A 16252-nucleotide genomic window follows, 5' to 3' on the forward strand; every position below is an offset into this window, starting at 1 on the left:
ATGGAGGAGAGAATATACTCGGAGTATTCCAAGGTGGCTGGAGTATAACCGGATAGAGTTTGGGAAATTTTAATAAAGGTTAATTAGAGAATATAAGAGTTAATAAACTCTCACCATTTCTGTTGTTTTTTACTAAAAGATATGCCAACCCCTAGAAAACAAACTCATACTATTTTACTAAAAAATACGATTAATTTTAGTGCAAAACAATGAAAAACTACGCTAACATAGATAGCAATGACTTGTTCGATTTAGACTGGCAACCCTGCTTTTTTATTCTACTGACTACAGAATTTTAAAAGGGAAAAGGAAGAATTATTACTCCTTGACCCTTTTTAATTTGACCCATTGCCTTCTTAGTGGGTGAGGTATCCAATTAAACACAGCTATGGCAAAAATTTTGGTGATTGAAGACGAACGTTCGATCCGAATTAACCTGCTCAAACTTATGGTAGCGGAGGGATTCGAGGCTATCGATGCTGATAATGGGAATAGTGGAGTACAGCTAGCATTCCAAGAGCAGCCTGATTTAATTATTTGTGATATTTTAATGCCGGGACTGGATGGGTATCAGGTGTTGAAAACTCTGCAACAAAACCCTGTTACTGCCACCGTTCCCTTTATTTTCCTGACGGCTAAAGCCGATCGCGCCGAGGTGCGTCAGGCAATGAATTTGGGAGCGGATGATTACCTCACCAAACCCTTTACCAGAGCTGAAGTCCTCGAAGCGATCGCGACTCGACTGCAAAAACGGGTATTGCTAACGCGGCGGCATACTTTGGAACTGAAGCAGACAGAAGCCTTGATGAGCTATCTACTGCGTTATGACCAATTGACTAACCTTCCCAATCGCTTTTTATTGCAAGAGCGGTTTAATCACCTTGTGGCTGAAACCGAAGCTGAGTCTAAACCCATTCCGATTCTGTCTCTCGGTTTAGATCAACTCAACCAACTTAACCATACCTTAGGACCTGCGAGTGGTGACTTGTTGCTGCAAGCTGTAGCCGAACGGTTGCTGAGTTGCCTCAACCAACACGATACTGTTGCTCAAGTGGGAGCCGAGCAGTTTGTGATTCTCCTAGCAATGAGCGATCGCACTCAAGACGTGACAGCCATTACCGAAGCTCTCCTAGATATCTTTTCGTCACCCTTCCGCCTAGGTGTCTATGAAATCCAGCTCACGGCTCAGATTGGTATTGCCTTGTTTGGGCGCGATGGTGGTGACTTGAATACCCTAATCAAGCACGCCAGTGCTGCCAGAGAGGATGCCAAGCAGTCGGGAAAGCAACCCTATCAATTTTATATCGCTGCAATTGGTGCCAAATCTCAAGAAGCGCTATTACTCGAACAACAACTGCGTCAAGCCTTGGAGCGGGAAGAATTCCAAGTCTATTACCAGCCTAAAGTCAATCTGCTTACCGGACAGATTGAAGGAGCAGAAGCCTTGGTACGCTGGCATCATTCGGAGCGGGGTTCTGTGTCTCCGACAGAGTTTATTCCCGTTGCGGAAAAAACAGGCTTAATTGTACCCCTAGGTGAATGGGTACTAAGAACTGCGTGCGCTCAAGCCCGAATTTGGCAAATAGCTGGTTATTATCCGTTGCGGGTTGCGGTTAATTTATCAGGGCATCAGTTTAATCAACCCCATTTAGACCGTTTAGTTGTAGAAATTCTCAGAGACAGCGAACTTGATCCGAGCTATTTAGAGTTGGAACTCACCGAAAGTACGCTGATGCAAGATCCTGAAACTGCGATCGCAACATTGCAAGCGTTAAAGACACTGGGCATCCGGATATCCATTGATGATTTTGGTACAGGCTATTCCTCGTTGAGCTATCTGAGGCAATTTCCCTTTGATGTGTTGAAGATTGACCGTTCCTTTGTCTGCCAAGTAACAGAAGATTCTAAAAATGCTGCGATTACGAGTGCTATTTTACAAATGGCTCGCAGTTTAAATCTGAAGGTCGTTGCCGAAGGGGTGGAGACTTCTAGCCAGTTAGCTTTTTTACAAGGGCATCAGTGTGATGAAATCCAGGGCTATTGGTTTAGTCCGCCGTTGTCAGCTCAAACCTTTGGGGAGTTGCTCAGTAGTGGGAAGTGCCTGCCGTTGTTGGGGAGTCGGGAATAGGGAGTAGGGAGTAGGGAATGGGACTGCACCTCATGTAAGTGAGAAACGCTATAGATCTAGGGTAGAGTATTCAAAATATATTCTGAAGAGATAGCGGGACTCACCAGTTCTACTCGTTAGGATGAGCGAGGGAAAGATTTAATCACCTGAGAACCCATACTGAACTGCTATGCCATCTCAAACTTTAAAATATGCTTATTTTCCTGGCTGCGTTGCCCTAGGAGCTTGTCGGGAACTTTACCAGTCCACAGCGGCACTGACTCAGGCACTGGGAATTGAACTTGTTGAACTCAAAAAAGCCTCCTGTTGCGGTTCCGGCACGTTTAAAGAAGATTCCCGACTGCTGGAAGATACGGTAAATGCCCGTAATATCGCCCTCGCCGAAAAACTTAACCTACCCCTGCTGACTCATTGCAGTACCTGTCAGGGAGTAATCGGTCAAGTTGATGAGCGGTTAAAGGAATTCCAAGAGAGCGATCCTGCCTATATTGAGCAAATTAACGGCTTGCTCCAGAAACAGAGCTGTTCTCCCTATCAAGGTAGCACCGAAGTCAAGCATTTACTGTGGGCGCTCGTTACCGATTACGGGCTGGAAGCCTTGCAAGAACGGGTAACTCGGAAGCTATCTGGGCTAAAGTGTGCCGCCTTCTACGGCTGTTACTTGTTGAGAGCACAGAAAGTAATGCCCTATGATAATCCGTTTAAACCGGAAGCGATGGAAAACGTCTTTCGGGCAGTAGGGGCGACACCTATCTATTACCCAGGTCGGATTCAGTGCTGCGGCTGGCCCCTTTCTAGCTACGCCACAGCGCAAGCGTTCCAGATGGCAGGGAAGCACATCAAGGAAGCAATTGACGGGGGTGCTGATTGTATGGTGACACCTTGCCCTTTGTGCCACCTTAACCTCGACTCCCGCCAACCGGAAGTAGAGAACGCCACCGGACTCAAGCTGGGATTGCCTGTGCTGCATTTACCCCAGTTGGTTGCTCTAGCACTAGGAGTTCCACCGAAAGAGTTGGGTTTGAGCAAGCATATTGTTTCAACGCGCTCAGTGTTGGAGAAGCTGGGGTTTTAGGGGGTATTTAGGGCAATGAAGGTGGGGAAGAATCTCACTTATTCTCCTCATCTTCCTTTTAGGATTATGTTTGACAATTTGCGCCAGATCTGTAGTGACATTGCCTGAGTACAGGTGGCAGAGTGTAACAATTCGCTTGTTGTTCTATCAAGCAACGCCGTGATAAAGATTGCAGGGCGTTGAGTAAATCTGATGGTGGAATTATACCTTTTTCTAGCAATTGCGCTAGGTTGACTGGTTCACTTTCTTTAGCGAGCAGCGAGATAACTTGTTTTTCGATTTCGGATAAGCGATCGCACTGCTGCTGTAAAATATCTTTCAAATCTTCTGGCAACAAGAGGGTATCATCGGGTAATAACTCAGTTACGCCTCCTCCCAACTCTTGAATCAGAGTGGCAACGCTCTTTAACCACAACGGGTTGCCTTGGTAGCTGTGGATAAGCGCTTCCCAGTTGTCGATTTCTGCTAATCCATAATCTCTCAGTATTTCCCGTCCGGCTGCAATATCTAAACCAGTGAGCTGTAAGGTGCGAATGGGAGTATTTTGGGTTTTGACTTGATTCAGTTCTCTGGGTTGTTCCCAACCGATTAGCAGAAAGCAACTTTGATGGGATAACTTTTCTATCTGTTTGAAACAGGAGCGATAGTCTTCGTATCCTGGTTTATACTTTCCTGCCAATTCGCCGCTACTGAAAAGGTTGTGAATGTCATCTAATACGACTAAACAGCGATATTTTTGTAAATATTTAATTAGGGGTAAGAGTTTTTGGTTAGTTGCAGATGAATCTGCCTTTTCTGGCTGAGAGAAAAACTGGAGCAGTTTATCTTGAAGTTCTGTAAGGGTAGGGGATGTCTCTAGACTGCACCAAATTACATACTCAAACTCATCTTTAATGTGTTGTACGAGTTGCACAGCTAAGGTGGTTTTGCCGATACCGTTGATACCTGTGAGTGCTATTAGGCGACAGTGTTCTTCTAAAATCCAGGTTTTGAGGGTTTCCAGTTGGGGTGTGCGTGAAGCGAAGCTATCGCCGGTAGGCGAATCGTAGACAGTACCCAACTCTGGCATTTCGCTTAAATCGTGATGTTGTTTTGAGTGAGATGTTTCCTGATTATTTGAATTTGGTATATCTGGAGGGTGTGAAGTTTCTCTACAAAAATGAACGCAACCTATTTGCACAGAGTCTTGTGCAAAATGCGAAACAATGGAAACTTGCAACCTCTCCATTGCTGCTCGAAAATTTGTTTTATGAACTTCTTCCCCTAACTCCTCTGAAAGGATCTGCCATAATTGCGCTCCCACTTCCCTAACGCGACTTTCAGAACAGTCAAACTCTTTAGCTACTTGCTTGTATGTTTCACGTTGCAGAGTTCCCTGTAGTACTGCTGCTTGTAAATCATCAAGGTGTTGACCCGTTTTGGTAAATACTATCTCATCAGCGAGTTGTAACACTTCCTTAAGATTCATCTGGCTGGGAGAGGGGAAATTTACTATATTATAGCTCACATTTTTCCGATTTTTAGCACATTGTCGTACATCCTTGTACAAAACTAGATTAAAAACAGTGAGATTTAGGAATATTTTTCAGCAAAATTGAACATTCTTTGCCTAGACATAAGCCTTAATCTGTCAGTAACATTGTACTTGTAACTCACTTGTAACTCCCAAATATAGAGGATTGAGTCATGCCTAAAAAGACACCACGTTACGACTCAAAAACTGAGAGCCGTGATACCCTATTGGGATTTGGTCCAAAAGAATACAAAACGACTGTTCGCGATAACGAGAGTGGTAAAGAATACAAAGGTTGTAGCAGTGACGAAGGAAAGTCTCGTGACTATGCTTTTAAGAAAGCTAAAGCAGAAGAGTAAAAAACAAAAAGCAAAAATTCGTTAAAGCTATTAGCTTTGAGATAGAAGGTTGGGATTACACAATCCCAACCTTTTTTCTAGTCAAAATTTTATCCATAACCATTATATTCTTTGTCGCTGTTGCTTATATTTATACTCTTCTTCATAGTCAATAGTACCGAACAACTCCAATACTTTCAGTTGTTTACGACGTTGGATGTACTCGCGTAAAGCGGCTTCAATCAATGCAGTGGCTGTTGGATGGTTACTCAAAGCCAGGGCTTCTCGAAGCAGAGTTGGATCTATTTGGAGGGGAGTTACCATGTATTGTTATCCTGAACGCTAATCGGTGTAATCTTAGCTCTATGGTAAGCGATCGCTCTATCTAAAATCATCTACAAAAATCGTTTTCTAATTCAGTGTGATCGCGTCTCTCCCGTAGGTTGGGCTGAGGGTCGAAACCCAAAATTCATAGGCTTTCAGTATGGCATGAGGAAAGAGCGATCGCACAATTGTTAAAGGCGAACTGACTGACATGGCGGCGAGATCCCAACAGCGACAGGCAAATCTTGCCCTGATTCAACGCTTCCTATAATTACCCTGTGAAGAGATGCTTGCAGAGGTAGCGATCGCGTTCAATATCGAAAGCAATTTGAGTCTCTACTTCGTGATCTTCACAATCGCAGCGAGAGTGTTTTTCTAAAATAGATTTAATTAATTCTCTCTCAGGGTTAATCTGCCTTATTTCTTAGTTTTTAATTCTGAGAGTGACAAAAGAGGGATATACTGACCCTGATAAGGAGAAGACGCCGATGAAAAGTTATGTTTGTGTGGTTTGCGGCTACGAATACGACCCAGAAGAAGGCGATCCAGATAGTGGCATCGATCCAGGGACACCATTTGAGGAAATTCCAGAGGATTGGGTTTGTCCAGTCTGTGGGGCAGGCAAATCTGATTTTGAACCCGTAGAATCGTAATAGAAGTAGTTAGTATTGCATTTTGCCTCTTAAAATTGCAGTCATTGGTGGTGGTGCTGCTGGTTTCTTTGGCGCACTCACCTGTGCGAGAGCCCATCCCCACACTCAAGTCACATTACTAGAAGCCTCTACAAAGCCCTTAGCTAAAGTGCGCATCTCTGGCGGTGGACGTTGTAATGTCACCCATGCCTGTTTTGACCCTGCCCTTTTGGTACAAGCATACCCCAGGGGTGGCAAAGCCCTGCGGGGTGCTTTAACTCGTTTTCAACCCAAAGATATGATCGCTTGGTTTGAGTCTCATGGCATCCATCTTAAAACCGAGGCAGACGGACGAATGTTTCCCGTTACCGATAATTCTCAAACCATCGTCGATTGCCTGTTTGACACCGCAACAGCCACAGGAGTTCAAATCCGCACAGGTAAATCAGTAAAATCTATCTCCCTACTCCCTACTCCCCACTCCCCACTCCCTTTTCAGATTGGGTTAAAAAATGGCGAGATACTAGAGTGCGATCGCATTCTTCTCGCTACAGGTAGTAATCCCATCGGTTATGCGATCGCTAAACAATTAGGTCATCACATCGAACCCCCCGTTCCTTCCCTATTTACCTTTAATATCTCAGACCCTCGCTTGCAAGACTTAGCCGGGGTTAGTGTTGATGAGGTTTGTTTGCGATTACCAGACGCGGGGAAAACTCTCAAGGAACAAACAGGACCTTTGCTAATTACCCATTGGGGGCTAAGTGGTCCTGTAGTCCTTAAACTTTCTGCTTGGGGTGCTAGATTTCTACACGACCATCATTATCAGACACCCCTACTCGTAAATTGGCTTCCTCAATATAACCAGGAAAGCTTACGCCAACTGCTGCTGTCAGTTAAGTCCCAATCCCCGCGACGCCAAGTTGCAACTAATTCCCCGATTCCCTTACCCAAGCGCCTTTGGCAGAGTTTAGTCACTAGTGTCGGTATTGGAGAACAAGTTCGTTGGGCGGAGTTATCGAATAAAGCGCTAAATCAATTGATTCAAGAACTGACTCAAGGACGTTATCTAATTAAGGGCAAAGGCGTCTTTAAGGAAGAATTTGTGACCTGTGGTGGCGTTAATTTAAAAGAAGTGAATTTTAAGACAATGGAAAGCCGTCTGGTTCCAGGTCTTTACTTTGCTGGGGAAGTCCTGGATATTGACGGTATTACAGGTGGGTTTAACTTTCAAAGTGCCTGGACAACTGGTTGGTTAGCGGGTCAGGCGATGGGAAAATAACGGTCAAGAAGACAGGAGACAGAAGTCAAATTATTATTATCAGATGCAGGAATAGGTCGAGGCGATACTTAACTTTTACTTTCTATTGACAAAAAAGTAATTTTATGGAATTAAACTTCAGCGACATTGTAGAAATGTTGGGTAATGCAGTAACGTGCAGTAGTCTGAGCATTAAACCGGAACTTGACCCAAAAATTAGCGGTATTGCCCCTATTGATGAAGCTGCCAGCAACACCCTCAGTTACATTGAGGGAGCTAAGTTTGCTGTTTGGGTTGGTAAAACAGGGGCTTCTGCCTTAATTTTGCCCTTGGATGAAAGGTTACAAGCACAAGCCAATGAAAGGGGCATTGCCTGGATTGGGGCATCTGAACCACGATTGGTGTTTGCTCAAGCGATCGCTCTATTCTATAAACCCTGGCAACCTGCACCAGAAATCCACCCTACTGCTGTTATTCATCCAGATGCTCAGTTAGGGAAGGATGTCTATATTGGTGCTCATGCAGTCGTGCAGGCAGGAGTAAAAATTGGCGATCGCGTCTGCATTCATGCAAATGTGGTAATTTATCCAGACGTACACATTGGCGATCGCACGGTGTTGCACGCCAACTGTACTATCCACGAGCGCACCCGCATTGGTGCCGATTGCGTGATTCACAGTGGTGTCGTTATCGGTGGAGAAGGGTTTGGCTTTGTGCCGACGCCGGAAGGTTGGTTGAAAATGGAACAGTCTGGCTGTACGGTACTTGAAGATGGTGTGGAAGTGGGTTGCAACAGTACGATTGACCGCCCCGCCGTGGGAGAAACCCGGATTGGTCGAAATACCAAGATTGATAATTTAGTACAAATCGGTCATGGCTGCCAAGTAGGAGAGAACTGCGCTATAGCAGCGCAAGTAGGTTTGGCAGGAGGTGTAAAAGTTGGCAATCGCGTGATTCTTGCAGGTCAAGTAGGGGTGGCTAATCAGGCGAAAATAGGAGAGGGTGCGATCGCTACTGCCAAAACGGGGATTCATAATGATGTTGAACCCGGAGCAATTGTAAGTGGAACTCCGGCAGTTCCTCACAAAGTGTTTCTTAAAGTATCTGCCATTTACAATCGTCTTCCGGAGATGTATCAAACCCTAAAGCGATTTCAGCGGCAGAAGGGATAAAGGAGTAAGAAACTCGCTAAGTTGAATAAAATTAACAGAATTCAGGTAGTTCTATGAAGATCTTGATACTGAATGCAGGATCGAGCAGCCAGAAAAGTTGCTTATACGAGCTAGGTGAAGCCTTACCTAACTCGCCGATAGCCCCCTTATGGGAAGCCAAAATTGACTGGACGGGGAAATCCAATGCAGCACTTTTGCAAGTTGAAACAGCCACAGGAGCATCTCTGGAGGAAGAATTGCCAGTAGAGGAGCGACAAAAAGCGATCGCTCAAATGCTCAATACCCTCTGGCGCGGCAGTACCCAAGTCATTAGCCAGCTTAGTGAAATTGACATCGTTGGACATCGCGTGGTTCATGGGGGTCAAGAGTACCGCGAGGCAACACCAATCACGCCGGAGGTAAAATCAGCCATTAACCGTTTGTCTGCCCTTGCCCCTGAACACAACCCAGTGAACTTAGAAGGCATTGAGGCGATTGAAAATAGTCTGGGAGACGTGCCGCAAGTGGCGGTGTTTGACACAGCGTTTCACAGTCAGTTGCCCCTAGCTGCTGCGGTTTACCCCGGTCCCTATGAATGGCTGGAGAAGGGAATTCGCCGCTACGGTTTCCACGGTATCAGTCATCAGTATGTGGCGTCCCGTGCCGCCCAGTTGTTGGGAAAAGAGGTAAAATCCCTGCGACTGATTACCTGTCATTTGGGGAATGGTTGCTCCTTGGCAGCCGTTCGCCACGGGGTTTGTGTGGATACGACGATGGGTTATACTCCCCTGGAAGGCTTGATGATGGGCAGTCGTTCCGGTTCCGTTGATCCCAGTATTTTAATTCACCTGCTGCGGCAAGGTAGCGACGCGGAAAAATTGAACCATATTCTCAACAAGCAGTCGGGATTAAAGGGGATTTCTGGTATCAGCGGCGATATGCGCCAAATCAGTAAGTTGATGGCAGAGGGACATGATCGCGCTCAGTTGGCGTTTGATATTTATATTCACAGTTTGCGATCGCACATCGGCGCTATGCTGGCGTCTCTGGGAGGATTGGACGCTTTGGTCTTTTCTGGCGGCGTTGGCGAAAATGCTGCACCTGTAAGGGCTGGTGCCTGTGGAGCGTTTGAATTTCTGGGGTTGAAACTCAACTACGAGAAAAATAACGATTCCCCTGCTGATGAAGATGTTGCCACCCCAGATTCACCTGTTCGGGTGCTTGTGGTGAAGACACAAGAAGATTGGGCAATAGCGCAAGAGTGCTGGAAATTGGCTCAAACTGGCAGCCCTTGAAACCCACTTAAAAGCACCTCCAAAACCGATCCGGTGAACTTGTTAGTGGCTCACTACCTTCTTATTCTTTCATGAGAGTGATGGAAGAGCGATAACGGTATTGCCAAAAAAACTTGGCTCTCTACTCTCTCACGTCTCAGGAATATCCCAGGTTCAGAAATTGACAGTGGGGGGTATCTTGTTGGCTTCCAGGAAATAACGGCTCGTCATCCCTTCTCGTAAAATTCCAATTTTGGAGCCTGCTCTTGTTACTGGCACTGATTTGAAGGGAACACTAACTGTAACCTCAAGACGGGCAGCTCGTTGTATCCCCCTAATTGATTAAAAAAACTATCCGGAAATAACGAACCCAGTCTTGAAGTAAAGCTAGTGGAACGTTACAGAAGAGTAGCAGATGCCTGAATATCACTGGAAGCTAACTATCGTAGAGCGCAATGTAATGCCGACGAACTGGATAAATCTGATTCCAGAAGCTCAAGAGCGCATTCTAGAAGAAGCAGAGGAGCTCATGAGAGACTTATCTCTACCAGACAGGCGGCGGTTGTTGACAGCCCTTGAACGGCTTCAGAACCATATAGAAGAATACTTTCAGCCAAAAATTCAGCAAATTTTGAGCAGTCAGTTGAGCATGGTATGAAAAAAGCCTATTAAGACCATTTTAGAATAGTACCCCATTAATCGATAGTCTAGAACCGGACTAAGCGATCAGGGTATTTATCCATTACGGGAATAGCAAGGGAGCGAGAGTGCCATCGCTCCCTTATTTGTGTAGAACGCCATTTTAGTTGAAAATGATTACCCTATAATTTAGGCGATTACCCTCTACCCAAATATCATGCCAAAAGCCACACTCCGGTATACGACGAATGATTTAAAAGAAGTGGGTTTTTTCGTCGAAGTCAGCGGCAGAAGCGACAGCGAACGCACCCGCAAAAAGGCAATTGAAGAAATTCAACGCCGCATGGATGATCCAGAAGATACTAGTCTGAGCGTCGATAGTTTTGCCGATGGGTTGAGTATTGAAGATTTGGTTTTGGTTGAACCCCCCCCAACCGATGAATCTGAGGAGGATGAACCTGAGATTATCCAAGCGGTAAAAGCGATCGCTAATTTAGCGAGTTTGAGAGTCAGCTTAGAGGAAGTACAGCAGCAAGCGTTAGAATTGCGTCCTTTAATTGAAGCATTATTTCGTCCCGAACCCCTAACCCCCGAACAAATGCAGCAGGCGACGGATAAGCATTTTGCGAAGACATTAATTAAATTTGCCGAAGCGAAAGCCACTCGTGATAAGTTTCTACCCGTAGCTCAAGAGGCTTGGACTGTTCTAGAACCCGCATTAGCAAGCGTTGAGACAGAGAGCGATCGCATCCCTGGTACAGTGGATAAGGCAGAGCCTGAGCCAACGGCTAAAACATCGCCAGACACTCCTAAAAATGGCAAAAATCGGACTTCATAACCCATGGACAGCGTTGCACCCAGTTCTTGGGTAGAATTTTGGTCACTCGATCAACGTGTTACCTTTCTCAATCATGGTGCCTTTGGTGCGGTTCCCCTGCCAGTGCTAGACGCGCAGCAGCAATGGCGAAAGCAACTGGAACAGCAACCCCTTCGGTTTTTTATGCGGGAATTTGAGCCGTTATTGGATAAAGCCCGGAGTCAGGTAGCGGCTTTTGTGGGTGCCGATTCGGAAGAATTAGTATTTGTTCCCAATGCTACCACAGGGGTGAATGCGGTGTTGCGATCGCTCTCGTTTCAGCCGGGGGATGAATTACTAACCACCAATCTAGAATACAACGCCTGCCGTAATGCCCTCAACTTTGTAGCCAGTCGTACTGGCGCAACGGTAGTGGTAGCGCAAGTGCCGTTTCCCCTACACTCTCCTGATGAAGTCATTAATGCAGTATTGGCAAAGGTTTCCCCTAAAACCCGACTGGCACTTTTAGATCACGTTACCAGCCAAACGGCATTAGTCTTACCCATTCAGCAACTGGTGAGTCAGCTAACCCAAAGGGGGGTAGATACCCTAGTTGATGGTGCTCACGCACCGGGAATGTTACCGCTTAACCTGCACGAGATTGGGGCAACTTACTATACTGGCAACTGCCATAAATGGTTATGTGCGCCCAAAGGTGCAGCGTTTCTCTACGTGCAGCGCCACAAGCAATCGGAAATTCGTCCGTTAACAATTAGTCACGGTGCTAATTCTCACCGCACAGACAAGTCGCGCTTCCAACTGGAATTTGATTGGATGGGAAGTGATGATCCAAGCGCTTATCTATGTGTACCAGAAGCGATCGCGTTTTTGGGTTCGCTGTTACCGGGGGGATGGTTGGAGTTGATGGCGAAAAATCACTCGCAGGCACTGGCAGCGAGGCAGTTGCTATGTGAAAAGTTAGGAGTATTGCCGCCTTGTCCGGAGGAGATGATTGGTTCAATGGCGGTTGTACCGTTACCGGATGTGTTGTGTAAATATGAAGGTGAACAACTGCGGGGAGTGCCCGTATTACAGGATATTTTGTTTGAGCGATTTAATATTGAAGTGCCGATCAATTATTGGAGTACGCCTTTTAAGTTAATCATGCGAATGTCGGCTCAGTTGTATAACTGCCAGCAGCAGTACGAGTATTTAGCTGATGCACTTTTGCAGTTACAGTTAGGATAACCCGCTACCTGGAAATCTGGGGCTATACAGACAAAACCTATCTTCCCTGGTGAAACATTTCTTGATTTTCATCAGCCTGCACAGGCAGACTATCCTTTAGGAAGCCGAAAAAAGCATCTACAGTTGTAGAAAACTCCAACGCTGAATTGTTAGGGCATGGTGTACTTTCTGAAATAATCTAAAGAATTTATTGAGTTCTTATAGTTCTCAATATCTCCTTGTTCAAGAAATAGGTTAGCCGCTAAATCCAAATCTGCCACGGCTTTCTGGGTATCTCCTAAATCGGCATAAGTACGACCTCGGTTGTGATAAACTGCGGAATAGTTTGGCGCAATTTGGAGCGCTTGGTTATAATCGGCGATCGCTCCTCGATTATCTCCAAGTCGGCGACGGGCATTTCCGCGATTGTAGTAGGCTTTAGAATTATTAGGGTCAATCGAAATTGCTTGATTGTAATCTACAACGGCTTTTTGAACATTTCCTAGTTTTAAGTGAACAACACCTCGAGAAACGTAACTATCAGCATTATTAGGATTGATGTCTAGTGCTTGAGTAAATTTATCGAGTGCGCCCTTGTAATCTTTTTTGTCAGCCTTATCAACTCCCTGGTTGTGCAAGTCTTTAGCTTTTGTTTTCTCTGTAGAGGTTGATGAAATAAAGCGATTGTTTTGACCCAGTAATTTACTTACCGCTAAAACTTCTTGTCTTGCCCATTTATCTGCCGCCAGAATATCATCTAACGACGGATTCGCACAGTTATCTGCTTGGTGGCGATCGCAAACATATTCAATACAACGGGCAATATCTAAATATTGGATTTTCTCCTCCAAAAATAGCGCCACCGCCTGCTCATTTGCCGCATTCAATACCGCAGGCATCGAACCCCCAGCGCGACCGGCTGCATAGGCTAATTGCATACAAGGATACTTGTGATGGTCGGGTTCCTTGAAGGTTAAATTCCCAGCTTTCACTAAATCTAAAGGCTCCCAATCGGTATAAATGCGATTGGGCCACGACAAGGCATAAAGTAGCGGTAAGCGCATATCGGGCCACCCCAACTGCGCCAACACTGATGTATCTTGCAACTCAATTAACGAGTGAATAATACTTTGGGGATGGATAACGATATCGATGTTATCGTAATTCATACCGAAGAGGAAGTGAGCCTCAATTACTTCCAATCCCTTATTCATTAAGGTAGCAGAATCTACCGTAATCTTCTGTCCCATCGACCAGTTAGGATGCTTCAGTGCATCTGCCACTTTCACTTGGGCTAACTTTTCCACAGGCAAATCCCGGAATGCACCCCCAGACGCCGTGAGAATAATTCGCCGCAACCCTCCCTCTGGCACTCCCTGAAGACATTGAAAGATAGCAGAATGTTCGGAATCAGCGGGTAACAGTTTAACCCCATGTTTCTCGATAAGAGGATTAACTACAGGTCCCCCAGCAATCAGCGTTTCCTTATTTGCTAAAGCAATATCTTTACCCGCTTCAATCGCCGCAATTGTAGGTAGCAACCCCGCACACCCTACAATACCCGTTACCACCGCTTCTGCATCCCCGTAACGGGCAACTTCTACCACCCCTGCTTCCCCTGCTACTAGAATAGGTTGAGGGTCAAGGTCAGCGATCGCTTCTTTCAGGTCTGGCAATTTCGTTTCATCACAGATAGCGACAATTTCCGGTCGAAACTGCCGAATCTGAGCCGCCAACACCTCAACATTACGCCGTGCTGCCAATCCCACTAACCGGAATTGGTGGGGATACTGAGTCAGAATATCGAGAGTCTGAGTGCCGATGGAGCCCGTGGAGCCGAGGAGAGTAATCGCTTTCACAAGAGTTTTTTAAGAATTCGCCGCTCCTCTTACTATAAGGTTCTTTGGGATCGTTCTCCATCGAGTTCATATCCAGTTGGGTTCTAAACCGTAATGTTGAGAAAGGGAGTAGGGAGTGAGAATAGGGAATATTAAAGTTGCTCGTTAGTTGTGCGATCGCACTTTTCAACAAAAATTAATAAATCTTCTGTAAACCTTGAGTGTCTTGACCCCATTAAACTTATAAGATAGGGAGATTAGAAATGAGTTAGAGGCGCTGGCGATGTCTTCTCAAAAGCCAATCTGGAAAAAAGCTTCCTTCCAGTCCAATTCGACGCCAGTGCCGAATCCCCTCCAGAGGCGACCTTTCCCCGCCCCAAAACCCTCCTCAGCTCAACAGGAAACGGCATCCATCCAAGAGCAACTCGAAAGAGCCGCCCGTTTTGGTTACAATGCCGCCAATATTCCCATTAATGCCCCAGGTACACCACCCCCGCCACCACCGATTCAGAGTAAGTTAACCTTTAATGGCTTATCGCATCCGTATCAGCAGCAGGTAACGCCAAGAGCCAATGTAATAGAAACTCAGGTAAATTCACCAGAACTTCAGCAAGAGCCTATCCAGCGACAGGAACTATCTGAGGAAGAAGCATCCGAGGAACCGAACTCAGATGGTAGCATTCAGCGCCAGAAAATGCCGGATGGTGGAGATGAGGTAATACCTAAGACCGAGACAGATAAAACCCATAATAAAGCGGAAAAACCAGAATTACAAGCTAAACCTGAACAAAAACCCTATTTTTGTAACAATTTCTTAGAAATCCCCGTCCATCCTCCAGGCACACCGCCATCATCAATACAAAGACAGGTTAACTTTGGTAGGTTGGACAACCAATATCAGTATCAGCTACAGAGGACACCCGTTGTTAATACTGTATTGAATCGGTTGAATCAACTTCAAGTTGAGCCAGTTGGTCAAAATCAGACTCTTCAGCGAAAGGAAATTACTGAGGAGGAAGAATTACAAAAGCAGCCGTTAGCGGAAGCTGAGGAAAAGGCTGTGCAGAGGAAGGGGATAGAACAGCAATCGTCTTTAGTTACAAGTCAACAGGAGAATCAGTCTGAGCAAGAAGAAGAGGAACGTGAAGCTTTTGAAGCTAAGAAACTTCCTGAGAAAACCCTTGAAGTTATCTCCAATAAGGAGCAGCAAACACAACCCCAAGAGCAGCAAGCAACACCAGAATTCCTTGAAGCCAAGCAACTAGGAGAGTATACCTCTGAAGCAACCTTCGACAAAGCGCCACAACAGTCGTCAGCAGGGGGGCAAGCCGCCAAAACGGTTGAGGCGCAAAAGCTAGGTGAAAGCTCATCCTATATTAGCTCGAACAAGGATCAGCAGAAGCTACCAGAGGAAACGGAAGAAACTACATCCCTGAAGGCAAAGAACCTAAATGTTACACCAAGCGATCGCCAGCAAAGCACAACTCCCACTTCTCAAGTTACTTCCAATCCGATAGATACACAAAAACCATCAAATGTCAATAGTAAGGCTGAACAATCTGTCTCTCAACCCTCAACAGTCGCCACACCTGAGACAGCACAGACTGAAGTTCCTGAGTCCTTAAGTGAGGAGAAACTAGGGGAGAAGGTTAGTACAGAATCCATAGCCCAGCCGCCTGTACCTCAATCTCAGCCTGCAACTCAAGCCACCTCAGCAGCAGAAGTTCAGCCAGAGATTAGCCCGACTCCAGAAGCCCAAACAGCAGCACCAGCAGCCACCCCAGCAGTAGAGGGAGCTGAAACTGCAGCCACAGCCCCTGCGATGGAGTCAGGTGGTGGTGCGACTGAAGCCGCAGATGAAACGGCAGGGGGTCAAGGTGAAGAAGATGCTGAACTGGCAGAGGTGGCGGCTGCCAATGAGCAGGTGGAGTTAGAGTCTTCTGAGCGGGATGCTGCAATGGCATCGTTGGCAGAAGGCGCTGGCGGTGGGGGTGAAGTATCGATGGGGGGAGGTGGGGGCGGAGGTTCTGCAATTCCCGATAAACCCACGCCACCT

Annotated in this window: 15 protein-coding genes and 2 pseudogenes; 11 read left to right on the forward strand and 6 right to left on the reverse strand. The window is 46.1% G+C overall.

Annotation, left to right across the window (positions count from 1 at the left end):
- The first annotated feature begins 388 nt into the window (after window positions 1–388).
- Both IQ257_RS24730 and IQ257_RS24735 read left to right on the forward strand, forming a co-directional pair.
- Complete coding sequence (locus IQ257_RS24730) at window positions 389–2128, forward strand: putative bifunctional diguanylate cyclase/phosphodiesterase (RefSeq protein WP_193879217.1); 1740 nt, start codon at window positions 389–391, stop codon at window positions 2126–2128.
- 169 nt (window positions 2129–2297) lie between these two features.
- Window positions 2298–3203 carry a CoB--CoM heterodisulfide reductase iron-sulfur subunit B family protein gene (locus IQ257_RS24735; RefSeq protein ID WP_193879214.1) on the forward strand — a complete coding sequence of 302 codons (906 nt, stop codon included), beginning with the start codon at window positions 2298–2300 and terminating at the stop codon, window positions 3201–3203.
- A gap of 64 nt (window positions 3204–3267) precedes the next feature.
- Here the strand turns inward: IQ257_RS24735 and IQ257_RS24740 are convergent, their stop codons facing one another.
- Window positions 3268–4671, reverse strand: a complete 1404-nt coding sequence (locus tag IQ257_RS24740; RefSeq protein ID WP_193879211.1) for an NB-ARC domain-containing protein — start codon at window positions 4669–4671, stop codon at window positions 3268–3270.
- 218 nt (window positions 4672–4889) lie between these two features.
- Here IQ257_RS24740 and IQ257_RS24745 point away from each other — a divergent pair, with 218 nt between their 5' ends.
- The gene (locus IQ257_RS24745; protein WP_193879208.1) at window positions 4890–5075 is read left to right on the forward strand and encodes a hypothetical protein; all 186 of its coding nucleotides are present in this window, start codon (window positions 4890–4892) and stop codon (window positions 5073–5075) included.
- 102 nt (window positions 5076–5177) lie between these two features.
- On the opposite strand, the gene IQ257_RS24750 is transcribed toward IQ257_RS24745, so the two are convergent.
- From IQ257_RS24750 to IQ257_RS31680, 3 genes are all read right to left on the reverse strand, one after another.
- Window positions 5178–5378 (reverse strand): type II toxin-antitoxin system VapB family antitoxin, encoded by a 201-nt coding sequence (locus tag IQ257_RS24750; RefSeq protein ID WP_193879205.1) that lies wholly within the window; start codon window positions 5376–5378, stop codon window positions 5178–5180.
- Between the two features lie 87 nt (window positions 5379–5465).
- Window positions 5466–5591, reverse strand: coding sequence for a hypothetical protein (locus tag IQ257_RS30880; protein ID WP_265584565.1), 126 nt, complete (start codon window positions 5589–5591; stop codon window positions 5466–5468).
- A 58-nt stretch (window positions 5592–5649) separates the two neighbouring features.
- Window positions 5650–5799, reverse strand: a complete 150-nt coding sequence (locus IQ257_RS31680; RefSeq protein WP_416207936.1) for an element excision factor XisI family protein — start codon at window positions 5797–5799, stop codon at window positions 5650–5652.
- Window positions 5800–5866: 67 nt separating this feature from the next.
- Here IQ257_RS31680 and rd point away from each other — a divergent pair, with 67 nt between their 5' ends.
- The 7 genes from rd to IQ257_RS24790 all read left to right on the forward strand — a co-directional run bounded on the left by rd (window position 5867) and on the right by IQ257_RS24790 (window position 12379).
- On the forward strand, window positions 5867–6031 hold the full coding sequence (rd, locus tag IQ257_RS24760; RefSeq protein WP_193879202.1) for a rubredoxin: 165 nt from the start codon (window positions 5867–5869) through the stop codon (window positions 6029–6031).
- 19 nt (window positions 6032–6050) lie between these two features.
- Window positions 6051–7292, forward strand: coding sequence for an NAD(P)/FAD-dependent oxidoreductase (locus IQ257_RS24765; RefSeq protein ID WP_193879220.1), 1242 nt, complete (start codon window positions 6051–6053; stop codon window positions 7290–7292).
- Between the two features lie 104 nt (window positions 7293–7396).
- The gene (gene lpxD, locus IQ257_RS24770) at window positions 7397–8443 is read left to right on the forward strand and encodes a UDP-3-O-(3-hydroxymyristoyl)glucosamine N-acyltransferase (RefSeq protein ID WP_193879199.1); all 1047 of its coding nucleotides are present in this window, start codon (window positions 7397–7399) and stop codon (window positions 8441–8443) included.
- Window positions 8444–8496: 53 nt separating this feature from the next.
- Window positions 8497–9717, forward strand: coding sequence for an acetate kinase (locus IQ257_RS24775; protein WP_193879196.1), 1221 nt, complete (start codon window positions 8497–8499; stop codon window positions 9715–9717).
- Between the two features lie 394 nt (window positions 9718–10111).
- Window positions 10112–10354, forward strand: a complete 243-nt coding sequence (locus IQ257_RS24780) for a hypothetical protein (RefSeq protein WP_193879193.1) — start codon at window positions 10112–10114, stop codon at window positions 10352–10354.
- A 198-nt stretch (window positions 10355–10552) separates the two neighbouring features.
- Window positions 10553–11173, forward strand: coding sequence for a hypothetical protein (locus IQ257_RS24785; RefSeq protein WP_193879190.1), 621 nt, complete (start codon window positions 10553–10555; stop codon window positions 11171–11173).
- Between the two features lie 3 nt (window positions 11174–11176).
- Entirely contained in the window at window positions 11177–12379 is a 1203-nt protein-coding gene (locus tag IQ257_RS24790; protein WP_193879187.1) for an aminotransferase class V-fold PLP-dependent enzyme, read from the forward strand.
- 149 nt (window positions 12380–12528) lie between these two features.
- Here the strand turns inward: IQ257_RS24790 and IQ257_RS31685 are convergent, their stop codons facing one another.
- On the reverse strand, window positions 12529–12996 hold the full coding sequence (locus tag IQ257_RS31685) for a tetratricopeptide repeat protein (protein ID WP_228061003.1): 468 nt from the start codon (window positions 12994–12996) through the stop codon (window positions 12529–12531).
- 33 nt (window positions 12997–13029) lie between these two features.
- Window positions 13030–14217 (reverse strand): annotated as a pseudogene (dxr, locus tag IQ257_RS24795) (1-deoxy-D-xylulose-5-phosphate reductoisomerase); the annotation flags it as partial.
- A gap of 262 nt (window positions 14218–14479) precedes the next feature.
- Here dxr and IQ257_RS24800 point away from each other — a divergent pair.
- Window positions 14480–16252: pseudogene (locus tag IQ257_RS24800) on the forward strand (hypothetical protein); the annotation flags it as partial.

This window comes from Coleofasciculus sp. LEGE 07092 (assembly GCF_015207375.1).
Classification (GTDB): Bacteria; Cyanobacteriota; Cyanobacteriia; order Cyanobacteriales; family Coleofasciculaceae; genus LEGE-07092.